The following is a 22,729-nucleotide window of genomic DNA, read 5'->3' on the forward strand; positions in this document are numbered from 1 at the left end:
CTGTCCGACTCGTGTTCTCCTTCGCAGTCGTTCCATGCAGCCGTTATCATGGCCTCGCGATGAATTCCGTGCGACGTCTCCCCCTTCTCTGCCTTGCTGCGTCCATTTTTTCGCCGTTTGGTCCACTCGCCACCTACGCTGAAGCCCAGGCCCAACCAGCTCCGGTCTCCACAACCGCGCCCGAGGCGTCCTATAACGCAGTCGCCGATCCGAAAGCCGTCGTCCAGTTCGGCCACGCCCGGTTTACCGTGCTTACGCCCCAGCTCATCCGCATGGAGTGGGCCGCGGACCAGAAATTCGAAGACCATCCTTCGCTCGTCTTCCTCAATCGCCGGCTTCCGGTTCCTGACTTCTCCGCGAAACGCCACGGCAAGCAGCTCGTCCTCACCACGCACGACCTTACGCTGACCTACACCGATCGCGGGGACGGCAGATTTACGGCGGACAACCTCAGCATTGTGCTCTCACTCGAAGGCAAACCTGTCTCCTGGCATCCCGGCCTCGCGGACACGGGCAACCTGCTCGGAACCACGCGCACACTCGACCGCGCACTCGGAGATAAGACCCAGGAACCGATTGGCGAGGGACTCGTCTCGCGCAACGGCTGGGTGCTCGTCGACGATTCGCAGCGTCCGCTTTTCGACTCCGACAACTTCACGTTCGCCCAGGGCGAAAACAGTGAATGGCCCTGGGTCATGGAACGGCCATCCGGCAGCCGCCTGGACTGGTACTTCTTCGGCTATGGTCACAACTACAGGCAGGCTCTTCAGGATTATGTAACTGTCGCTGGACGGATTCCGCTTCCGCCGCGCTTCGCCTTCGGCGCGTGGTGGTCGAGGTATTGGGCCTACAGCGATCAGGAGCTCAACCAGCTTGTCGACGGCTTCCACCAGAACAACGTCCCGCTCGATGTCCTCGTCATCGACATGGACTGGCATCTCAACAAGCGGCAGCTTGAGGCCATGCATGAGACCGATCAGTCCGACCACGATCTCGGCTGGTCCGGCTACACGTGGAATCCGCTGCTCTTCCCTGACCCCAAGGCATTTCTCGACCATATCCATGACGAAGGATTGAAGGCCACGCTCAACCTGCATCCGGCTTCCGGCGTGCAGCCGTGGGAGAGTGCGTACCCTGCGATGGCGAAGGCGATGGGCATCGATCCGGCCACACGGAAATATGTGCCTTTCGACATCACAAATAAAAAGTTTGCTCTGAACTACATGGATCTGCTCCATCACCCCCTCGAGAAACAGGGCATCAACTTCTGGTGGCTCGACTGGCAACAGGAGTCAGACTCGAAGATCGCGGGCATCAACAACACGTGGTGGCTCAACTACGTCCACTTCACCGATCAGGAGCGCGAAGGCAAGCGTCCGCTGCTCTTCCATCGCTGGGGTGGGCTCGGCAACCATCGCTACCAGATCGGCTTCTCCGGCGATACCGTCTCCGTCTGGCCATCGCTCGCCTTTCAGCCATGGTTTACCGCGACCGCAGCCAACGTCGGCTATGCCTACTGGAGCCATGACATCGGCGGGCATATGCCCGGTGCGGTCTCACCCGAGCTCTACACACGCTGGATTCAGTTCGGCGCCTTCAGCCCCATCCTGCGCACGCACACCACCAAGAATCCCGACTCCGAGCGTCGCATCTGGGCTTATCCCGAACCTTACGCCGACATCATGCGTGCGACCTTTCGGCAGCGTTATGCGATGGAGCCCTACATCTACACCGAGGCGCGCCGCACCTATGACACTGGCGTCGCATTCTTCCATCCTCTCTATTACGACTGGCCTGATGCCGACGCGGCCTACACCACGAAGAATGAATATGTCTTCGGCAGCCAGATGATCGTCGCACCGGTGGCCTCACCTGAAGACACGACGACACATCTGGCGAAAGAGAGTATCTGGATTCCGGAGGGAACATGGATCGAGCGCGCCAGCGGCCAGGCATTTGCCGGGCCACGCACGATCGAACGCAGCTTCTCTATCGATCAGATTCCGGTTTACGTTCGCTCCGGCGCAATCGTACCGATGCAGCCGCCCATGCAGTACACCGGCGAGAAGCCCGTCGACCCACTCATCCTGAACATCTACCCTCTGGCCGATGGCCAGCATTCAAACTACCGGCTCTATGAAGACGCAAGCGATTCGGAGTCCTACAAGAATGGCGTGTGTGCATGGACTCCAATTTCCGCCTCACAATCCGGTGACGCGCTCACCGTCAGCGTCGCTCCGGTCGAGGGCACATATCCTGGCATGCTGGAGTCTCGCGGCTACGAGCTGCGTCTGCCCGGCGACTGGCCGCCGGCATCTGTAACTGTGAACGGCACAGATCTCGCCCAACAGGGCGGAAGCTGGTCCTATGACGGCAACACGCTCACCACGATCATCCGCATCCCCAGCCGCTCCACGCACAACGCGCTTAGCGTGGAGATCCACCGCGCATCAGGCTCGCTCACGGCTCGGGGACAACTGAATGGCTTCGCCGGTTCCATCGATCGCCTGCGCGCCGCCTACGATGCGGTCAACGCCATGTGGCCTTTCACCTGGTCTCCTGCTCCGCTGATCGATGCTTCGCAGACAGGAGATCGCCTGCATTACCATCCCGAAACGGCGCAGTCCGAGATTGCTCGCTTCCCTCCTATCTACCAGCAGGCGCTGCAGCAGTTGCAGGACCTCGCCGACAAAGCCAATGTGCCCGATGAGCAGCTTGCAAAGCAGCTCGGCGAAAACATCAGCGCAGAGAAAGCGCAGAGTTACAGGGCCTCACTCGCTCGTGCGCTGGCTCTGCTTCACGATGGAAACCCTGCGCACTGAAGCGCGCAACGGAGCGAGCAATAAAAAGCGGAGAGCCAAGGCTCTCCGCTTTTTATTGAGGCAGTTTCGCTGGTTAGAACTGGAAGCGCATCGCGAGCTGGGTCCGGCGAGGAGCGTACGCGCTCGTCACCTGGCCAAAGTCCGTGCTGCCTTCCGTGGTGTCCACGTAGGATCCGTTCGGATGATTCAGCACATCGAACGATGACACCGAGAAGCCCAGGGTCGGGCTCTTGTCCGTCTCCTTCGGCTGCAGCTTGAAGTCATAGCCCCAGCGAAGATCCACGTCCGCATAGTCCGGCCCGATCTCCGAGTTGCGAGCCACACCATCCGGCCGTGCATTGAAGAGGTCCGTGCCATATGCATCCGTGCCCGTAAGAATCGACCACGGCTTGCCGCTGTTCGCGAAGACACCCACACCCAGGTTCAGCAGATGCTGCGGATTGATGGCTCCATATACGCCGAACTTGTTCCGCTGCTCCCACGACGACGGGCCCCATTCTGCTTCAGGATCGCGCTGATTCTCAGGGAACCACGAGATGCCGTCAGTATTGTTGCCGCTGTGAGCCAGCGTGTACCAGGCAAATCCGGTAAAGCGCTTGTTGAAGCGGCCGCGGTAGTTAATGTCCAGCGCCGAGCCGATCTGCTTGCCCTCGGACTGGATCTGGCGCAGCTGCGAGATGCTGGCATCCGGTCGCGTGGTGTAGTCCGGGCCCAGAGGCGCGTTTTCATCGATCGAGCGATAGAGCCCGGTCCAGCGGCTGATGCGCCCACCGACGGAAACCACGCCCTTTTCGCCCACCTTACGCTCCAGCGTCAAGCCATATTCGGTGTCATACGGCGTGCGAATGCCGTTCTCCAGCTCGACGTACGAGACCGGTAGCGTCGCCGTATCGACGCAGTTCGTGATCGGGTAGCAGAGCGTCTCCTGGTTCGAAGAAAGCTCCATCAGCCGCCGCTTCGCATCCTGGTAACGTGCAAGATCGAGGATCGGTCCCGAACCGCTGCGGTCGTAGTAAATACCTGCGCCGCCACGCAGCACCATCTCGTGCTTTTGATCCCATACCCAGGCGAACGAGACACGCGGAGAAAAATTGTTCGTGTCGCCGGGGAAGGTCTGCCAGTCATAGCGAAGGCCTGGCGTCACCGAGAACCAGGGCTTGAGCTTGATCTGGTCCTGTACAAACGCGCCCACTTCCTGCTGGTGATAGACAAAGCGTGTCTGCCCATTCGCCATGCTGAAGCCGGAAGGAATGCCAGCCTGCTGATTCTCGATCGACGTTGCCTCCACGGAGCCATCGGCTGCATAGGTGGGGCTGAAGGTGTAGGTTCCGTCCTCGTTCGTTTCGTCATCGCGGACGCGGCGGCCGAAGTGCGGTACGTTCACGCCGAACTTCAGCGTGTGCGGCCCCACGGTCCAGGTCATCATCTCGTTCGCGCGCAGGTTGTACTCGGTGTTGAGCTGGTCGGCCTGTGCGCTGCCGCCGGTGTAATTGCCGCTCACCACCAGCATCGGACCTTCCTGCACATCCTTCACCGGATCGTAGCTGCGTTCGAGCGCCAGCGACGCCTCGTTCAGCATCGAGCTGGAGACGATGTAGTTGTCGTGAATCGTCAGGTCGTCTTCGCGTGTCTGCGTGTTATAGCCGGCCTCGGGCAACGTCTGGTTTCCCACACCCACATTCGTCGCATACGCATTCTGGAACGAATACATCACCGACGCGCTGTGGCTGTCCGTAAACTGATGCCCGATTTTGATCGAAAACTCCGTATCCGTCGTAGGCGCAGGCACGTTCACATCGTAGGTGCCCTCGGGATTCGCAGCCGTCGGCGCAACCGTCGCATTCACCACCGACGTCAGGTCCTCCACGTTGCGATTCAACGAGAAGAGGAACATCGTCGACTTCGAGTGGGCGACCGGTCCAGTCAGGCTGCCCTCGTACATCTGCCGTTGCTCAAAAGGCTTGCTCGAGGAAAAGTCCTGCTGCGCGTTCATCGCCGAATCGCGGTACGTGAAGTTGAACTCGCCGTGATACGCGTCAGCCGCCTGCTTGGTGATGATGTCGATCTGTCCGCGACCCGGCCAGAAGTACTGCGCCGAATACGGATCCTCATTGATGCGCACCTCCTGCACCGCCGATGGCGAGACGAGAGCGCGGTTCGCCTCCATGCCATCGACCAGCAGACCCGAACCCGAGGTACCCGACGCACCGCCGTCAAGAAAAGCGCCCATCGCGGTTACGTAATCGTTATCGAAGATCGGCAGGTCCTTCATGTCTCTTGCCGACATCACCGAGGTGTTGCCGTTCGTATCCGACGCGGTAAGGTCAACCTGCGAGCCCGCATTCACTGTCACCTGCTGCACAGCCTCGGCCACGGAAAGCGTGAAGGCCAGCGGCGCTGCGGCAGCTGCACTGGCGCCCAACGTCACGGCCTTGGTCGCCGGCTGAAAGCCGGTAAGTGTCACTATGACCGAGTAGCTGCCCGCTTGCGGCGCACGGATGCTGAAGCTGCCGGAAGCATCGGTGGTGGTCTTCGCGATGGTTGCGCCATTCGCGTTGGTAAGGTCCACCTCGGCCCCGGGAATGATCGCGCCCGAAGGATCGGCAACAGTGCCGGAGACCGCCAGCTGAGCAGCAGCATTGGCTACAGCCGGCAGTGCGGGTTGAGAGGGTGTTGTCTGGCTGTGGGCGAGTGCGGTGGGGGAGAGCAGACACAGAAGAGCAATCGTTTTACGGCTCACGGCAACCTCAGGCAGTAGATGGTAATGGGCAGCATCCTGCCCGAAGGGAATCGTTTCCATTCCTGCCAACACCAGGTCACAGCCCGGATTGATCAGCATTGCGAAGAATGGTTGCAGGCAGGCTCCCGCCTGCTCTGGCGTATCGATGTGCTGGGGTGTTGCGGTTGGCGCTCCAAAAGGTCCCGAGGCGGTTCGCGCCTCTCCACCTGCTTCACCGGGGCGCTATGGTTTGTTTGAGTGCCTCTGCCCATTCCTCTGCCGCGTCTACAAGACAGTCTGATGGGATGGATTCCAATGTATGCGACGAGAGGCCGAATCTGCAACCCATCGCCCACGCGCCCGAGCGACGCGCCGTAAGAATGTCGACATCCGAGTCGCCCACCATTAGCGTCTCTTCCGGCTTTACACCGGCTTCCGCGATGAGTGTGCGTAGCCCCTCCGGATCAGGCTTTTTGGTCGTGAAGCTGTTGCCACCGTAGATCTGAAAGAAATACGGGCTTAGTCCAAGAGCCTCACAGATGGCAATCGCCGGATTCACCGGCTTGTTCGTGAGCACGGCCATCCTGCGCGGTGTTCCGTCAGGCATCGTTTTCAATGCCTCGAGCGCGGAGAACACGCCGTCATACACATACGTGTGATCCAGCTTGTGCTCGCGGTAGTAATCGAGGAAGCGCCGCAATCCGTCTTCCACCAGAGCTTCGCCGTCGGGATCGCCAAGCGCGCGCCGCACCAGCATGCCCGCACCGTCGCCGATATAGGTCGCGATGATCTCTTCCGGAAGCGCCTGCCGTCCAAGCTGGGTCAGCATGGCATTCACGGATGTTGCAAGGTCTTTCTTCGAATCGATCAGCGTTCCATCCAGGTCAAATACGATCAGGCGGATCTCATCCGCGGGGAGCACATTCCGAATCTCCAGCATATTTCTAGTGTAGACAATCGCTTTTCTAATTTCCTACAGGGAACCCATAAAGAAACCGGATGCCAGACTTTGAGCCCACCGGAAAATCAGTGACCGGAACATTCCTTGCACTCGAACTCATGACCATCGGGAGCGTAGGCCGAAGGCGATCCGCCCTGCGCGCAGCAGCTAAATCTGTTGTTTCTTCCAGCGCCCGCCTCGGAAAAGCACCATGCTCACCGCAGCCATCGCGGCTTCCGCGACCACGATCGACAGGATCGCGCCATGCGAATGCAACCGGGTATGCGTGGCCAGCCACCAGGCCAGAGGAAGCTCCAGCACCCAGAAGCCGAAGAAGTTCACAATCGTCGGTGTAATCGTATCTCCGGCACCGTTGAAGGCCTGGAGCATCACCATTCCATAGGCATATGCCACATTGCCGCAGCTCATAATGCGCAAGGACGTCGCGGCAAGGGGCACCACCTCCGGATCGCTCACAAAGAGGCGCACCACGGGGGTTGCGAAGAGGAAGAAGAAGAGTCCGATCAGGCCGAGAAAGACCATGTTGTAGAAGCCGGTACGCCATACCGCCTGCTCCGCGCGTTTCGGCTCCTTGGCCCCCAGATTCTGCCCCACCAGCGTGGCCGCCGCGTTGCTCAGGCCCCAAGAAGGCAGGATGAAGAAGATCACGATACGGATGGCAACCGTGTACCCTGCCACCGCCGAGGCTCCGAAAAACGCGATGATGCGCACGAGGCCGATCCAGCTGGCGTTGGCGATGGTGAATTGCAGGATTCCCGTAAATGAGACCCGCAGCAGCCGCCACAATACACCAGCGTTGATGCGCAGATGCCGCGTCAGCACATGGATACGCTCCGTTCCCTTGAGCAGCCGGTAAAACTGGTAAAGCACGCCGATGCTGCGGCCGGTGAAGGTCGCAAGCGCGGCACCCGTAACTCCGAAACGATGAAACGGCCCGATACCGAAGATCAACAGCGGATCGAGGATCAGGTTCAGGATGTTCGAAACCCACAACAGCCGCATCGCGATAGCCGCATCACCCGCGCCGCGAAAGATTGCGTTATTCAGAAAGAGCAGGATGATCGCGCCGCAGCCGCCGAGCGCAATGCGCGCATAGCCTGAGCCGGTGGCGACGATCGCAGGTGAAGCCCCCATCGCAGCGAGCAGCTTCGGTGCATAGATGCCGGCAGGAATGCCCATCGCCAGCGACACCAGCAGCCCAAGTGCAATGGCCTGCACGCCGGAGATCGCGGCATCCTCGGGATCCTTCTCGCCGATGCGGCGCGCCACCATGGCGCCGGTCGAGAGCGAAAGCCCCATGCCCACGGCAAAGACCAGCGCCAGCATCGACTCCGTCATGCCGACGGTCGCCACGGCGTCTGCGCCCAGCCTGCCCACCCAAAAGACATCCACCACTGCGAATAGCGATTCCAGGACCATCTCGAGCACCATCGGGATCGCCAGCAGCAGGATCGCCCGGTTCAGGCTGCCCGTGGTGTAGTCCTGGTGCGAGCCCCGCAGGGCTTCGCGCACCGATGCCCATAGGCCCGTGGAAGGCCGCCCAGGGATCGTGTTTTCAACCGAAGGATTCATACGTCGAATTCCCGCCCGTACAAGATATGCTGTAGCCCATGGTGACACGCTTTTCCTTCGGGCTTCTTATTTCTGCTTGTGGACTTTCGCTGGTGATTCCGGCGCTCGGCCAGGCAGCCTCGCCCGCTCCCCGCTTTCCCTCGAATGAAGACCTGCGGCACGTCCGCAGCATGGCCCAGCCGCGCCTCTCACCCGATGGCCGCAGCGTGATCATCACCGTCACAGACTCCACCGCCGATGGCGCGCGCAGCCATCTCTGGCTCGTCGATATCAAGCAGAACACCGCACGCCAGCTCACTTTCACCCCCGCTGGAGAAAAGCGCGGTGAGAATAACGGCCAGTGGATGCCCGATGGAGACTCGATTCTCTTCCTTGCGCACCGCGGCGAACACACGCAGCTTTACCGGCTTTCCATGGAGGGCGGAGAGGCACGCGCCTACGACCTGAAGATCACGCCCACGGTCGATACCTCGAAGCTGCCCGATGCCATTCCGCCTGCGAAAGCGGACAGCTCCGACACGAAGGTTGAACCGCTGCCCATCGACGTCGAAAACTACGCGCCTTCCCCGGATGGGCGCTGGATCGCCCTGCTCGCGCACGATCCTGAAACACCGGGGGAAAAGAAGGCCAAGGACGAGAAGGCAGACGCCGTCTGGGTGGATCACGATCCGCATGGCTCGCGGCTCTACCTGCTCGACCCCGAAAGCGGCAAGCTCACGCCCGTCGCCGTCGAACCGGATGCCGAGTCCATCGCCTGGGCAAAGCAGTCCGATCGCCTGATCGTCGTGGCTCGGGGCATGAACAACGCCGGCGATCTCGGTCCGGACGCCTCGACCTGGCTGGTCTCGACCGGCGATCCCGCTCATCCCCGCAAGCTGACGCAGCTGCCTGCCACGCTCGAAAGCGCCACATGGTCCGAAGACGGCAAACGCCTCTACTTCATTGGGCAGTCCGCTGCGGACGCCCCTCCGGGCTACAGCGATCTCTTCGTCTACAACTTCGCCGACGATTCGACCCGGAATCTCACTGCCGCCTATACCGGGAGCCTCGCGCACCAGCTGCCTATCCCCGATGACAGCCGCCTCCTGGTTCCTGTTCAGGCCGGCACACGCGTCGGCGTACTGCGCATCAATCCGGATTCTCCTGCCGATAAGCAGGAGGCCGTGAAATTTGATACCGCCACGGTGACAAATCTCGACACTAACGACCGGCACAACGGATGGGTATGGCTCGGGGCTTCCAGCACCCAGCCGCTCACGCTCTATTACGCCGAAAAACTGGGCCGCAATGCACGCGCTCTCAACGCTCCAACGCTGATGCCCGCAAGCTGGGGACAGGTCCAGTCACAGCTGGTGAGCTGGAAGAACGAGAGCCAGACCATTGAGGGACTGCTCTATCTGCCTCCCGAGGCCACCGCGAAGAAAGTCCCGCTCATCGTCGACGTGCACGGCGGCCCTACCGGCGCCTTCGAGGATGGCTACTATCCGCTGATCGAGTTCCTGCTTGGCCAGGGATGGGCTGTCTTCCGCACGAATCCTCGCGGCTCCACCGGATACGGCGCAGCCTTTGCCGCAGCGAACAAGAACGACCTCGGCGGAGCGGACTATCGCGACATCATGACCGGCATCGACACTGTGCTCGCGCGCTATCCGCTCGATCCCTCACGCATGGCGCTGATGGGCTACAGCTACGGCGGCGAAATGGCTGGCTTCGTCGAAGGCAAGACCACGCGCTTCAAGGCCATTGTCTCGGGCGCGCCGGTCATCGATCAGAACAGCGAATACGGCACGGAGTCCGGCTCCTGGTACGACCGCTGGTTCTACGGCAAGCCGTGGGATCACGAGGCCGACGCCTGGCGGCAGAGCCCGCTCTCCGGCGTCGGGCACGCGAAGACGCCGTTCCTGCTGCTGCAGGGTGAAGGCGACACCACCGACCCGCTTGGCCAGAGCCTCGAGATGTATCGCGCCCTCCGCCAGATGGGCGTCCCCGTCGACATGGTGCAGTATCCACGCGAAAACCACGGCCCGCTGGCCACCGGCATCTACGGCAACCCCAGCCCCGAGCCATGGCATGGCTTCGACGGCCGCCAGCGCATCGTGAAGTTCTTTAAGACTGCGTTCGGGGAGTAAATACCGCGGTAACAGGCACAAGCTTGTTGTTATAGTCAGGAAAACTTATGCAAGATGATTCGCATGCACGCAACCAACGGTCCAGAACCAGTTATCTCCTGTTCTGGATTGCATCGGTTTTTGCAACGTTTATCTACTGCCTGACCTTTTTCTTCGCCTTCATCGGCGCTCCCATCGCTACCAAAAGGGGCTGGCTATGGATAGAGTGCGGATGTCTAGCGCTCCTTGCTATTCCTCTAGTTCTCAGAGTAGGGCGACTAGGGATGGACACTCAACTGATTGAAGACAACCGCATAGCCCAGATCATGCTAGCGCTCATCCTTGCCGAGTTTGTTTTGTGTTTCATTCAAGCATTCAGCCTGATCATCTTTCTTATCCACCATCCAGATTTGGCTAATAGTCTGGCATAAATTTTCGAGAAATTGGCTGCCCCACATCTCGCTTCTGAAACATGGGATCAATCCAAACTTCACCCCGGATTATTATTCCCCGCTTCAACTACCTATCCAGCGATCCACCGAAAGCCTATCGAAGCGGTGCAGCGCCAGCAAAGCCGCGTACACCAATCCATAAATAATCTGGATCGACGCCGCCTGCCAGTCCTGGATCAGCGATGAGCCGAAGGTGAGCACCATCATCCACACCATCGCAGCCACCAGCGCGGCGCGGGTGCGCAGCCCCACGAGCAGCAGAGCCCCAAGAAGCGCCTCCACCGGTGGAAGCACATTGAAGAAGAGCTGCGTCAGCGCAGGCGGCAGCACGCTATGCGCGAACTCCGCCTGCATCTTGCCGCTGAAGGCAGAGACGCCGCCCAGGATCCGGCTTGCACCATGCATCAGCAGGTTCAGCCCAACCAGCGCACGCAGAAGTCCGTAGGCCAGCCGTTCGTCAGCAATTCCCTTCTCTCGAACCATGCCTTCTGTCCTTTTGAGATTTCGCGTCAGGCCTGCACGGCAGAGGAGCGGGCCAGCGCCCGCTTCAACACCACTTCCAGCGCAGACTTCTGCTGTTGGTACTCCTCCTCTGAGATGCGTCCGGCGAGCCGTTCCGTCTCAAGCGCGAAGAGCTCTTCCTTCAGGCTGGCCAGCAGCGGATCGCCGCTGCTCAATGCCGGCTTCGGCGTCGGGGGCAATGCAGCAGGTTCCGCTACAGCTGGAGACGCATCCGCAGGCTTGCCACGCAGGAAAAACGCTGCCGCGATAACAAGCAGAAGCGCGAGACCGCTGAGGATCCACCACTTGTACTTCTGCAGCGGATCGGGCGTATCGATCGGTGCGGCCATGCCGCCGCCAGGGCGGGCATCCGCCTCGGGGGATGCCTGCGCGCCAGCGCCTGATCCATCGCCGGCGTCCTGCCCCTGCTGCTGTTGCGCCTCGCGCGGCATGACACCTTCGCCGGAGACAGTAAAGGCCAGGGACTGATTCGGCTTCACGTTTCGCACCAGGAACGTCTGTGCCCCCTGCTCCACGTCCGCGGAGGTGAAGGTCGAGCCACCATCGAACTTCATCGCCTTCGGCAGGATCACCGCAACGTTCTGCGTAGGCAGAATCGGCTTCAGCGTGAATTTGTAACTGCCGTTGTAAGGAATGGAATAACCGACCTGGAAGCGCGTCTCGCCCGGCCGCACCGGAAAGACAAAGGCATAACGCCCAGGCTCTCCGGTAGGCATCGGTGAGGACGCAACCGGCATGCCCTGCGGTCCCATGGCAGCCGAGGACTGAATCTTCGCCTCAGGCGGCAGCGAAATCGGATAGGCTTCCTTGCTGAACTGCGTGCGGGGCGGCGTCGACTCATTCTTCACGAAGAAGCTCTCGACCACCTGCATGCCCTGCGGCCCAGCTTCGATGCGCATCACATCGGCCTCGGTGCTGACGCCCTCTACCTTCTCGGCGACATCGTAGACATCCACGTCCACGACTGTCTTCCCAGGCTGGACCGGCTCAAAGTAATTCGCCTTCTCGTGATCGACCCGGATCAGGTGCATACCGTTGTCCGGCACATCGATGCTGTAATGTCCCGAAGCGTCCGTCTTGGTGCGTCCTGCCTCCTGCATCCCCTGCCCGAAACCGATGAGGACCACATCGTCGCCTGCAACGGGCTTATGGGTCGTCTTATCCGTAACCGTTCCGGTTACAGTTGCAGCAAAGGCCGAAATTCCGGCGAACATCGCCACCGTGCATACGGATGCCGCCAAGGGCCGCGAACCCAGGAAAGCCTTCATCTTTCTCCTCACCTCAGCGCGCTTGCGCTTCCAGCAGTTCCATCTCGGCGATCACTTCGGCCGCTTCATTCTCGAGCAGAGCCTGCTGCGCCGCGTAGTCCTCTTCCACGAACTTACCCGAACGATACTCGAAATTCAGATCGCGCAGGTTGTCGTAGAGAGCATCTTTGCGTTCTCGCAGGTATTCGAGGCGAGTCTTCTGCCGCTGCGCGGCAACGTTCCGCTCCGGATAGAACACATATATCATCAGGGCCGCCAGCAGCAGGGCGCACGCCAAAAGGGTCATAGCTCGGTCTCCCGCCGCACCCGCTCACGGATGCCTTCAATCTGCTGTGTCTGTATGGGTGCCGGCTTTGCCGCGGCGCGCTGCCGCCAGCGGCGGATCAGCACCGCGGTGCCGCCGATGCCGAGCAGAAGAAGCAGCGGAGGCATAATCCACGCCAGCATATTGAAGCGTGTGAACATCGGGGCCGCAAGCACCGTGGGGCCATACTTCGTTTCAAAGGCCGTGAGGATCGCAGTGTCCCCCTGCCCCTGTTCGATCTGCGCACGCAATTCGTCGAGCATCGGACCCGAGCTCGGGCAACCGACGTGATTGCACTCGATAAGCACCTGTCCGCAGCCGCAGGCGCACATCATCTTGTGCCCGAGGTCGTTCATGCGCTCGCCGTTGTCGGCGGCTCCCATGGTCAACACTGCGAGCAAAATAACCATCACCGCGGCGCCAGCGCGGCGCCGGTAAGCGGCAAACACCTGCATCAGTCGCCTCCCGATGCAGGCACAGCGCTGGGTAGATGCGTGGTCTCCGCCGCCTTGCTGCGGCTCGCCGCGAGTGCGGCGGTCATGTTCGGCATCAGCGCCACCGCCGTGCCGAAGATGATGATGCCAACGCCGATCCAGATCCACGCAATCAACGGATGAAGAATGGCTTTGATGATGGGCTGACCGGTGCTGGGGTTCTTGCCCTCATAAACCACATACAGATCCCACGCAAGCGTGGAGTGGTTGGCAACAATCGTCGAAGGCTGCTGACTTGCCGCATAGAATCGCTTCTCGGGAGCCATCTGGAAGAGCTTCTTGTCGCCGTGATAGACGTCGAGCAGCGCGTACTCGCTGTCATAGTTCGGGTTCGTATCCTGCGAGAAGCTCTCGCACTCCAGGCGATAGGGACCGATGTAGATGTTCTGCTTGTAGCTGAGCTCCTGCTCACGCGAAAGGTCGAACGCCCCGCCCGCCATGCCGATGAAGATGACGACTACGCCGAAATGCACAATGTAGCCGCCGTAACGGCGTGTGTTGCGGCGCGTGAGCTGCACCATCGAAGCGAACAAACCACGCCCTGTATGCCGCGCAATGACCTGCGCGCCACGCAGAAACTCCGAGGCAATCGCGGTCACCACCACGGCCCCGATTACGAAAGCGAAGAACGCATAGAACGAGCCCTGGTGATCGGTCGTAAAAATCTCCCACGGACGCACGCCGGAGGAGATCACGACCACCGCCATCACGAGTCCCGCGATCACAGGCAGCACGAAGTTCTTGCGAATGCTCTTGAAGGACGAGCTGCGCCACGCCAGCAGAGGCCCAATCCCCGTAAGGAAGAGCAGGAAGAGACCGATCGGTACTGCGACACGGTTGTAGAAGGGCGCGCCTACCGTGACACGATTGCCCTGCACGTACTCCGAAAGCACCGGGAACAACGTGCCCCAAAGCACAGTGAAGCAGGCGGCAAGCAGAACAAGGTTATTGAAGAGGAAGCTCGACTCGCGCGATACCAGCGACTCCAGCTTGTTTTCTGTCTTGAGGTGATCGCGCTGCAGGATATAGGTGAAGAGACACACCGAAAGCACGATCACCAGGAAGGCCCAGAACCAGCTGCCGATCGAAGACTGCGCAAAGGCATGCACCGAACTCACCAGCCCGGAGCGCGTCAGCAGCGTGCCGAGGATGGCGAGCATGAACGTGGAGAAGATCAGCCACACGTTCCATGTCTTCATCATGCCGCGCTTCTCCTGCATCATCACCGAATGCAGAAAGGCCGTGCCCGTGAGCCATGGCATCAGCGAGGCGTTCTCGACCGGATCCCACCCCCAGTAGCCGCCCCAGCCCAGCACGGCATACGCCCAGTGCGCGCCGAGGAAGATGCCGCAGGTCAGGAAAAGCCACGTCACCATCGTCCAGCGGCGCGTAATCTGGATCCACTTCTCGCCGGGATAACGCATCATCAGCGCGCCCAGCGCAAAAGCGAACGGCACCGCAAATCCCACGTAGCCCAGATAGAGCATCGGAGGATGAATCACCATCTCCGGATACTGCAACAACGGATTCAGGCCGAAACCATCTGCCGGAATACTGCCGGTCACCAGCGAAAACGGTGGCGCGGCAAAATTGAGGATCAGCAGGAAGAACACCTGAATACCGGCGAGGATCGTCGAAGCATAGGCCGTGAGCTTGACATCCACCTTGTGCCGAAGCCGCAGCACGAAGCCATAGCTGGCAAGCAGCCAAGCCCACAGCAGCAGCGAGCCCTCCTGCCCCGACCAAAGCGCCGCAAACTTGTAGGCTCCGGGCAACGCGCGGTTCGAGTGGTGCAGGATGTAGGAGACCGAGAAGTCATCGGTGAACGCGGCCCACACCAGAGCAAAGGCTGCGGCCGTAGTGGCGACGAAAGTGCCAATCCCCGCGCGGCGAGCCGTTTCGGCCAGTCGTTCCGGGGAGACACGCGAGCGGGCGCCCATAGCCAACTGACGCAGAGCAACAGCTCCGGCCAGGAGGGTGTAGGCACTCAGCGCAAGAGCGAGCAGGAGAGCGAAGCTGCCGAATGTAGGCATGATTGAACCCCTCATTGTCTCAGACCGAACTTCGCCTCAGCAATGACGGTCGTCACAATGCGTGGGGTCCAAACTGTGAATTTGAGACGTTCCGTGCGGAAAGAGGGGGAGAAAACCAGGAGAGATGCAATACGCCCGAAGAGAGCGAATATCGCTTAGCAGTCAACCAGCCTGCAACTAGGCCGACTGCTGATACGGCGTGTCGAGGAGTGAAGCGACCAGTGAAATCAGCATATCCGGAGGAAACGGCTTGATGCGATAGATCACGTTCAGGCCTTCATACTCGTTCTCGGCGTCCGCCATGCCGCTCAGCACCACCACGGGTACACCCATGCGGCGGGCACGCAGCTCTCGGACAAAATCCGGCCCCATCATGCCGGGCATGCAATGATCCGTGATGACCAGGGACAGGCCAGACCGGAAGCCTTCAACTTCAAGCAACTCCAGAGCCTGAGCCGCACCGGAGGCAACTTCAGCCGTCCGACCTGCTCTCTCCAGGATCGCCCTGCGCGTTGCCGACTGGACGGCGTTGTCATCCACAATAAGGATTTCTGCTGAACTCATGCGCTGCAATAACTTCCTGGGGGATCAGGATGTGGGCTTATCTATTTCTACCACTTTGTATACAACTGATGCGGCGAAAAACGCCCCGGTTGCCTAAAGGATTTAGTAGAAACATCGAAGCAAGGAAAAGGGCAGCCCGAGGGCTGCCCTTTTGGTGGGGAGAAAATGTGTTTAGAAGTTGACCTTGCCAAACACCTGGAGCACACGGCCACCGACGCCAGCAGACTGAAATGAACCGTAGGGGCTGGTCGGAGGAGCAACGATGTTACCGCTGCTGCCAATGCTGCCAGCACCGACGTCGTTGGAAGGCTGACCGAAGTTCGGGTGATTGAATACGTTGAAAGCAGAAGCACCAATCTGGACGGTGAAGCGTTCCAGATTCACAAACTTCTTGCTCAGGGTCCAGTCGGAATCGGCATAGTGCGGTCCGTAAAACGCGTTACGGCGAACATTGCCAAAGGTCGTCTGGGTATCGGAGGTCTCAAATTCGGAATCTGAGAGGCAAGGAGTAGTGATGCCATTGCCGTTGCAGTGGTACTTGAGCTTCGCGCCCGGCACTGCAGCCGCAAGGATCTGAGCTGAACCACCAAACGTGCTCTGATACAGAGAGCTATCTACGATGGAGAACGGCGAACCCGTGCGCCAGTAGGTTTTGCCCGAGAACAACCAACCGCCTGCTACCGAGTTCACCCAAGCCGAGTGTCCCTTCAGATACGGCATCTGGTAAACGTAGTCAGCCGTCAGGTTATGGCGATAGTCATAATCGGCATTCGAATAATTGAGCGCCGCAATGCTCGACGGAGATGCCATCTGGTTCACCGCCGTCGCATTGTAGTACTCACCGGCGCCACCGTTTGAGACGTCATCCAGCGCGTGGCTGTAGTTGTAGGTCACATCAACCGTAAGACCACGATCGATATGCTTATACGTGATCGATCCACCGTTGTAGTTCGAGTTTGCCTCGTTCAGGAAGGCATTCACAGCTCCGAAACGGGTATCTGGAGAGGTCGTGGGCAGATTGCCAAACGGAGTCGAAGATGAAGCGTTAACGAATGGGTTCTGAATCAGTTCGTCATAGCCTTCATTGCCAACATAGCCAATGATAATAGCGTCATAACGGCCGATCTGATGCTGTACCTGCAGGTTCCACTCCAGGTATTTCGGGCTGCGCCACTGCTGCTGCGAAATCGTCAGATTCGGGGCAGTGAACGGAACGCCAATCGCTCCGAGCGAGTTGCTAATCTGAGTTGCCGTCTGACCTGAGCTGAAACCGCTCTGCAACAGCGAATTCGACTGCGCTGCAAAATACGGAGCGCTGTTCACCGAAGTGGCAGGAGCAATTTCGCCCGATGTGACGGTAGCTGAGTAGAGCTGTGGGAAGTTCTGAACGAAGCTGTCGAGGTACGTGGCGGCCGGCAAATCGCCAAACAGGCCGATACCACCGCGGATGACCGTGCGACCGTTGCCGGTCACATCGTAGTTGAAGCCGAAACGTGGCTGTACAACCACGGCCTCAACACTCGGAAACGCATCAGCTAAGTTCGCACTGATCGCCTGGTTGTAAGGATCGTCCGTCGTTGCATCAGGGAACGTGCCATTGTAACGCGCGAAGCAGTTGTTGTTGCAAAGCGGATTGCCGGTACGGTCGAAGCGAATACCTACGGTTGTATGGAGGCGGGAAGTAGCCTGCCACTCATCCTGCAAATAGGCACCGATATTGTAAAGCGCAAGATAAGCAGTCGACTGCTTTGCAAAATTCTGCAGGTAGTAGGACTGCGATCCATCCGAGGTGGCCAACTGACCGTTCGCCAGATTGTCCAAGCTCAGAAATTCGTAGAACCCATTCTCGAGCTCCTGCGCGTCATAGTCTGAGATATCGTCACGGCGGAAGTTATAACCGAAACGGAAGGTGTGGCTGCCCTTGGTCCACGAAAGATCGTCTACAAACTGGTACTGGCTGACGTTGCGGCCCTGCGGGAAGTAATAAGGCGCGCCGAGCGAACCGAAAGCAGTACCGTTACCGTTGATGGCGCCATCATAGAAGCCCCAGTACGTCGGGAAGGTTGACAGCGTCTGGGACAGATCCGAAGGTCCAAAATATGCGGTGTACCAGTTGGCGGCGAAGATGAACTGGTTGGTCAAGTGCGGGTTGAACACGATTGTGTCATTCAGCTGGCCTTCATAAGAGGGCTGCGAAGAAATCGTGTTGAATGCCGGGCTGACGAAGCTGGTGTAGGTCGGCTGGGTACCACGATCCATTTTGAAGCGACCGAAGAGTTTCTGGCGGTCGCTGATGTTCCAGTCAACACGAGCCGTAAACAGCCATTCCTTGTTGGTAGCAGAAGCAGAACCCACAGCCGCCGTTTCGCAGGAATACTGTGTACCTAGTCCGGCAGCCGTTGCTCCGGCAGTGCCAGCGAAGCCACCGCAACCCAACGACCCTGTCGAATCCTGAAGCGGGCCGCTACCCGTAGTCACTGCGACTGCAGAAGCATGCGAGGGCGAAGCGTTGTAGAGCGCAAAAGCCTGCTCATAAAGCGGCAGCGCGTCTGAGGGCACATTGGCCAGCATGTAGTTCTGGAACTGAGTCGACGGGAAAACGGCATAGCCAGTATCCGGCAGCACGTAGCGCAGGCCTTCGTAATCGGCGAAGAAGAAAAGCTTGTCCTTGATGATCGGACCACCGACGTTGGCCGCCCACTCATTCGAAATCGCTCGCTGACGACCTTCACCCGAATAATTACGGAACCAGTCGTTCGCGTTCAGCACGTCGCCGTTGTAGAAGTAGTTCAGCATGCCATGGAACTTGTTGGTGCCCGACTTGGTCGTGTAGTTCAGAATGGCGCCTGCAGCGCGACCATACTGCGCGCTGTAGCCATTCAGCACTACGCTCGCTTCGTCGATTTCTCCCTGGCCAAGGCTCAGGTTCGAAGAACCGGAGTTGTTCAGGTTCAGGAACGGGTCCTCATCGTCGAAACCGTTCATAACATAAAGGTTCGATGTACCCGGAAGACCATCGGCGCTAAAGTTGCCGTACGAACCACCAGCATTCACTGCAACACCAGGAGCAGTAAAGGCCACGGTGGTGATGTCACCACCAGGTGCCGGAAGGTTTTGGATCTGCTGCTCAGTAAAAGTGGTTACAAGAGCTGGCGACTGGGTGTCGGTCAGCTGAGCAGCCTGCGCGGAAACCGTAACCGTCGTGTTTTCGCCGGAAGGGGTGACCTTCAGATCAGATGTGACAGTCTGACCCACAGTGACTGCGACCGAGGTCTTGCCGGAAGCAAGTCCCGTGTACTGAGCGCTGATTTCATACGTCGAAGGCTTGAGCAGCAGAGCGGAGAAACGACCCTCTGCATTTGTCGTCACAGTGAGAGTCGCACCGGTTGCGGTATCGCGCACTGTTACGGTCGCACCGGGCACAACGGCGCCCGAGCTGTCGGCAACTACGCCGGAAAGCGCGCCGGTAGTTGCGGTCTGGGCAAAGAGCCTGGCTGGCGTAAGCGTGACTCCCAGCAGCAGAGCCACTGCAAGAGTAAATACAGCTCGAAACGAGCGATGCGGGCAGATCTTCATGGTCTGCCTAGTTGCAATTGTCATACCTTTCTCATGACATTTTTCACATTCTCTTAACGCCATGATGACAAAGGCTTTGCCCTCAATTCTGAGGGTGGGATTCCTTTACTGTCCGGTAATGGACGACATGCCCTTCCAGTTATCAGAACGCCACCTACAAAAAGCCGTAGATGCGGGCAACCCGGCATCAGACAGGCTTCCCATTTTGGCACTGAAAACAGGCCTCTTTGCTATCCGCACACCCCTGCTCCGGCGTGGAACAATATAGATAGGTCCGAGCCCAAGGAGTGGGCCTGGTTATGAATACTCTCAAGACCGCCTTCCTGCTGACCGCCCTCACCCTTCTGCTGGTGCTGCTCGGCGAGCACTTTGGCGGACGGAACGGCATGGTCCTGGCCTTTCTCCTCGCTGCCGGGATGAACTTCGTCTCCTACTTCTTTTCTGACCGGCTGGCCCTGGCCATGTATCGCGCCCAGCCTGTCACCCGCGAACAACTCCCGCGGGTTTTCGCCGTGGTCGAGCACATGACGCAACGAATCGGCCTGCCCATGCCGAAGATCTACGTCATACCCTCCGACTCCCCCAACGCCTTCGCGACCGGACGCAACCCGCAGCACGCGTCGGTAGCGGTGACGCATGGCATCCTCAATCTTCTGAATGACGAAGAACTTGCAGGAGTACTGGCGCATGAACTCGGTCACGTCAAGAATCGCGACATATTAACCAGCTCGATCGCCGCAACGCTGGCTGGAGCCGTGACCATGCTCGCCCGCATGGGTTACTGGGCCTCGCTCTTTGGCGGATACGGCGGAGGAGGACGCGATCGTGAACGCGGTGGTGGAGGACTGGGCGCACTGGCCATGCTCATCCTTGCGCCAATCGCTGCCCTGCTGGTGCAGATGGCCGTCTCCCGCTCACGTGAATACGAGGCCGACGCCACCGGCGCCAAAATCACCGGCAATCCCTACGCCCTGGCTTCGGCTCTCGAAAAACTCGACGCCTACTCGAAGCGGCTGCCGATGGATGCCTCACCTTCGACGGCGCACCTGTTTATTGTGGCGCCGGTCATCAGCGCGCGCGACCTCGGCAACCTGTTCTCGACCCATCCGCCGATCGCAAAGCGTATCGAACGATTGATCGGCCGGCCAAGCCTGTACGGCAACCCGCGCCAGTAGATAGCGCGAGACCTCGCTCCTGAAAACGAAGAAAGAGATCGATGAAGACTGCAATCCGTTCCCTCATTCTGCTGATGGTCGTCCTCTGGCTGGGCGGCGTGATGTTTTTCCCCATCCTCGCGTACTACTCGTTCAGCACCGTGCCGGACACCCATATCGCGGGAACGATCGTCGCCAAGAGCCTCCATGTTCTGCATGAGGAAGGGCTGTTCGCCGGAGCCACCATCGTCGTGCTGCTGCTGGCCGCACAGGTAACACGGGCGCTCCGCTCCGGCCCTGCGCCGGTCATTGCAACCCTGTTGATGCTCGGCCTCACCGCCTTCTCCCAGTTCTGGATCATTCCCAAGATGGAAGCCGATCGGATCGCAGTCGGCGGAGCCATCGACACGGTACCGGCAACCGAACCACACCATGCGGAATTCAATCGCCTGCATCATGTTTCGGAGAAAACCGAGCAGGGCGTATTGCTCCTCGGTTTGATACTGATCGTCCTGATCTCACGCGAGCCGCAAAAGGTATAGGCCTAACAGGCTGCTATCATGGCAGATTGGACACAGCCGTCTTTTTGCACTCTCTGAGTCCATACTGACCGACCTCATGCTGCTCTCGCTCACGCTCGGATTGATTGCCGCGCTCGCCGATGTTCTCGGCGGGCTGGTGCTGGTGCGCCGCCACTGGGAAAAGCGCTACCTGCGCTATTTCGTGGCCATCGGCGCAGGCTTCATGCTCTCGGTTGCGATCCTCGAGATGACCCCGGAAAGCCTGAAGTTTTCGCCGACGTGGTCACCGGTACTGATTCTCGCGGGCTATTGTGCGATCCACTTGCTCGAGCACACCATCACGCCGCACTTCCACTTCGGCGAGGAGACGCATCATCATGAGCTCTCAGCGCATACCGGCTATTCGGTGCTCACCGGGCTCGCCATTCATGCGCTCTTTGACGGCGTAGCCATTGGCTCGGGCTTTGTCCTCTCAAGCTGGCTGGGCTGGCTGATTTTCTTTGCCGTATTCCTCCACAAGATGCCGGAGGGCTTCACCGTGGCCTCGGTCATGCTGGCCTCGGGACGCAGCCGCGCGGCCGCGTTGATTTCAGCATCGGTACTGGCATTGACCACGGTGCTGGGCGTGCTGGTCATCAACCTGCTGCCACACTGGGTTGAGGCCGGCCTGCCACTCTCGGCCGGCGTCTCCATCTATGTTGCGGCAACCGACCTCGTCCCCGAAGTCAATCGCGAGCCCGGCATCCGCATGGCGCTGGTGTTCTTTGCCGGCGTGGCCATGTTTCTTCTGATTAAGCTGCTGATCCCGCAGATTTAACGATTGCCTGATCGTGTGACTCACCTGCGCCGGAGTTTGGCATCGGTGAGTCTCAAAATACGCGCCCCCAAAAGCCTTATTTCTGGCGTTCCTTCCACATCTTGTAAAGTCCCCAGGCTGCGATGGTGCACACGTCCTGAATGGTGCCATCCATCATCATCTGCTCGAACTCAGCGACTGTAGCTGTCTTGAGGACGAGGTCATGCTCTTCGGGGTCGGGATCGGTCTCCTGCTGGGTGAGTCCAGTCGCCAGATAGACGTGCTGCTTTTGCTTTGCGAAGCCATAGGCGATCCACATGGTGCCGAGGTAGATCATCGTGTCGGCGACGAGGCCGGTCTCCTCGCGCAGCTCGCCGCGAGCCAGTTCTTCAGGGTCGACACCCGCCGTCTCCCAGCCGCCCTGCGGCAGCTCGAGCGCCCGCTCCTGGATGGTGTAACGGAACTGCTCGATGAGATAGACCGTATCGCCTTCCAGAGGCAGAATCACGGCGCAGTCTTCCTTATCGACGACGCCGTAAATGCCGGGAACGCCGTTGCTGCGCTCGATCTGGTCCTCACGGACGCTGAGCCAGTTGTTGCGATAAACCTCGCGGGTGCTGAGAGTGCGAATGCTCAAAGGGGATATCTCCTCGCGGGATGATGGGATCAGCCAGCCCTATTCTCCCATGCGATCTGCCATCCTGCCCGAGCGTCGCAGTCCCCCGGTGAACCGTTGTCCGGTTTCATCCGATCATTGTCCGCATTTGGACAATCCGGAGTTACGCTTCTCGGTGAATTCTCTGAAAGTAAAGCCTTTAGTCTTGGCCTTGAACGTGCATTTTCCACGGCGAATCCCTGGCTCA

17 protein-coding genes are annotated in these 22,729 nt (G+C 59.5%); 6 read left to right on the forward strand and 11 right to left on the reverse strand.

Annotation, left to right across the window (positions count from 1 at the left end; genetic code table 11):
* Positions 1 to 68: 68 nt before the first annotated feature.
* Entirely contained in the window at positions 69 to 2,822 is a 2,754-nt protein-coding gene (locus tag QM649_RS00685; RefSeq protein ID WP_415197068.1) for a TIM-barrel domain-containing protein, read from the forward strand.
* Between the two features lie 73 nt (positions 2,823 to 2,895).
* On the opposite strand, the gene QM649_RS00690 is transcribed toward QM649_RS00685, so the two are convergent.
* The 3 genes from QM649_RS00690 to QM649_RS00700 form a co-directional block, all read right to left on the reverse strand.
* Positions 2,896 to 5,622: a TonB-dependent receptor gene (locus QM649_RS00690; protein ID WP_415197069.1), complete on the reverse strand. Its 2,727-nt coding sequence runs from the start codon at positions 5,620 to 5,622 to the stop codon at positions 2,896 to 2,898.
* Between the two features lie 151 nt (positions 5,623 to 5,773).
* A complete protein-coding gene (locus tag QM649_RS00695) occupies positions 5,774 to 6,481 on the reverse strand; it encodes an HAD-IA family hydrolase (RefSeq protein WP_415197070.1) in 708 nt (235 codons plus the stop codon).
* Positions 6,482 to 6,649: 168 nt separating this feature from the next.
* Positions 6,650 to 8,074: an MATE family efflux transporter gene (locus QM649_RS00700; RefSeq protein WP_415197071.1), complete on the reverse strand. Its 1,425-nt coding sequence runs from the start codon at positions 8,072 to 8,074 to the stop codon at positions 6,650 to 6,652.
* A 38-nt stretch (positions 8,075 to 8,112) separates the two neighbouring features.
* Between QM649_RS00700 and QM649_RS00705 the strand changes: the two genes are divergently transcribed.
* Positions 8,113 to 10,203 (forward strand): prolyl oligopeptidase family serine peptidase, encoded by a 2,091-nt coding sequence (locus QM649_RS00705; RefSeq protein WP_415197072.1) that lies wholly within the window; start codon positions 8,113 to 8,115, stop codon positions 10,201 to 10,203.
* Positions 10,204 to 10,250: 47 nt separating this feature from the next.
* Positions 10,251 to 10,613 (forward strand): hypothetical protein, encoded by a 363-nt coding sequence (locus QM649_RS00710; protein WP_415197073.1) that lies wholly within the window; start codon positions 10,251 to 10,253, stop codon positions 10,611 to 10,613.
* Between the two features lie 84 nt (positions 10,614 to 10,697).
* Here the strand turns inward: QM649_RS00710 and QM649_RS00715 are convergent, their stop codons facing one another.
* The 7 genes from QM649_RS00715 to QM649_RS00745 all read right to left on the reverse strand — a co-directional run bounded on the left by QM649_RS00715 (position 10,698) and on the right by QM649_RS00745 (position 19,458).
* Positions 10,698 to 11,117: a MauE/DoxX family redox-associated membrane protein gene (locus QM649_RS00715; protein WP_415197074.1), complete on the reverse strand. Its 420-nt coding sequence runs from the start codon at positions 11,115 to 11,117 to the stop codon at positions 10,698 to 10,700.
* A gap of 26 nt (positions 11,118 to 11,143) precedes the next feature.
* Positions 11,144 to 12,424, reverse strand: coding sequence for a carboxypeptidase regulatory-like domain-containing protein (locus QM649_RS00720; protein WP_415197075.1), 1,281 nt, complete (start codon positions 12,422 to 12,424; stop codon positions 11,144 to 11,146).
* A gap of 13 nt (positions 12,425 to 12,437) precedes the next feature.
* Positions 12,438 to 12,710: a hypothetical protein gene (locus tag QM649_RS00725; RefSeq protein ID WP_415197076.1), complete on the reverse strand. Its 273-nt coding sequence runs from the start codon at positions 12,708 to 12,710 to the stop codon at positions 12,438 to 12,440.
* Positions 12,707 to 13,183 carry a cytochrome c-type biogenesis protein CcmH gene (locus tag QM649_RS00730; protein ID WP_415197077.1) on the reverse strand — a complete coding sequence of 159 codons (477 nt, stop codon included), beginning with the start codon at positions 13,181 to 13,183 and terminating at the stop codon, positions 12,707 to 12,709. Before QM649_RS00730 ends, QM649_RS00725 begins: the two co-directional genes overlap by 4 nt.
* Positions 13,183 to 15,255 (reverse strand): heme lyase CcmF/NrfE family subunit, encoded by a 2,073-nt coding sequence (locus QM649_RS00735; RefSeq protein ID WP_415197078.1) that lies wholly within the window; start codon positions 15,253 to 15,255, stop codon positions 13,183 to 13,185. The genes QM649_RS00730 and QM649_RS00735 overlap by 1 nt, the downstream gene beginning before the upstream one ends.
* Before the next feature lie 177 nt (positions 15,256 to 15,432).
* Positions 15,433 to 15,819 (reverse strand): response regulator, encoded by a 387-nt coding sequence (locus tag QM649_RS00740; protein WP_415197079.1) that lies wholly within the window; start codon positions 15,817 to 15,819, stop codon positions 15,433 to 15,435.
* Between the two features lie 171 nt (positions 15,820 to 15,990).
* The gene (locus QM649_RS00745) at positions 15,991 to 19,458 is read right to left on the reverse strand and encodes a carboxypeptidase regulatory-like domain-containing protein (protein ID WP_415197080.1); all 3,468 of its coding nucleotides are present in this window, start codon (positions 19,456 to 19,458) and stop codon (positions 15,991 to 15,993) included.
* Between the two features lie 236 nt (positions 19,459 to 19,694).
* Between QM649_RS00745 and QM649_RS00750 the strand changes: the two genes are divergently transcribed.
* The 3 genes from QM649_RS00750 (at position 19,695) to QM649_RS00760 (ending at position 21,887) form a co-directional block, all read left to right on the forward strand.
* Entirely contained in the window at positions 19,695 to 20,570 is an 876-nt protein-coding gene (locus QM649_RS00750) for a zinc metalloprotease HtpX (protein WP_415197081.1), read from the forward strand.
* Positions 20,571 to 20,611: 41 nt separating this feature from the next.
* The gene (locus tag QM649_RS00755; RefSeq protein ID WP_415197082.1) at positions 20,612 to 21,091 is read left to right on the forward strand and encodes a hypothetical protein; all 480 of its coding nucleotides are present in this window, start codon (positions 20,612 to 20,614) and stop codon (positions 21,089 to 21,091) included.
* A 76-nt stretch (positions 21,092 to 21,167) separates the two neighbouring features.
* A complete protein-coding gene (locus tag QM649_RS00760) occupies positions 21,168 to 21,887 on the forward strand; it encodes a ZIP family metal transporter (RefSeq protein ID WP_415197083.1) in 720 nt (239 codons plus the stop codon).
* A gap of 76 nt (positions 21,888 to 21,963) precedes the next feature.
* Here the strand turns inward: QM649_RS00760 and QM649_RS00765 are convergent, their stop codons facing one another.
* Entirely contained in the window at positions 21,964 to 22,503 is a 540-nt protein-coding gene (locus QM649_RS00765; RefSeq protein ID WP_415197084.1) for an NUDIX domain-containing protein, read from the reverse strand.
* Positions 22,504 to 22,729: the final 226 nt, after the last annotated feature.

Origin of the sequence: Silvibacterium sp., from assembly GCF_047605705.1 — a bacterium.
GTDB lineage: Bacteria > Acidobacteriota > Terriglobia > Terriglobales > Acidobacteriaceae > Silvibacterium.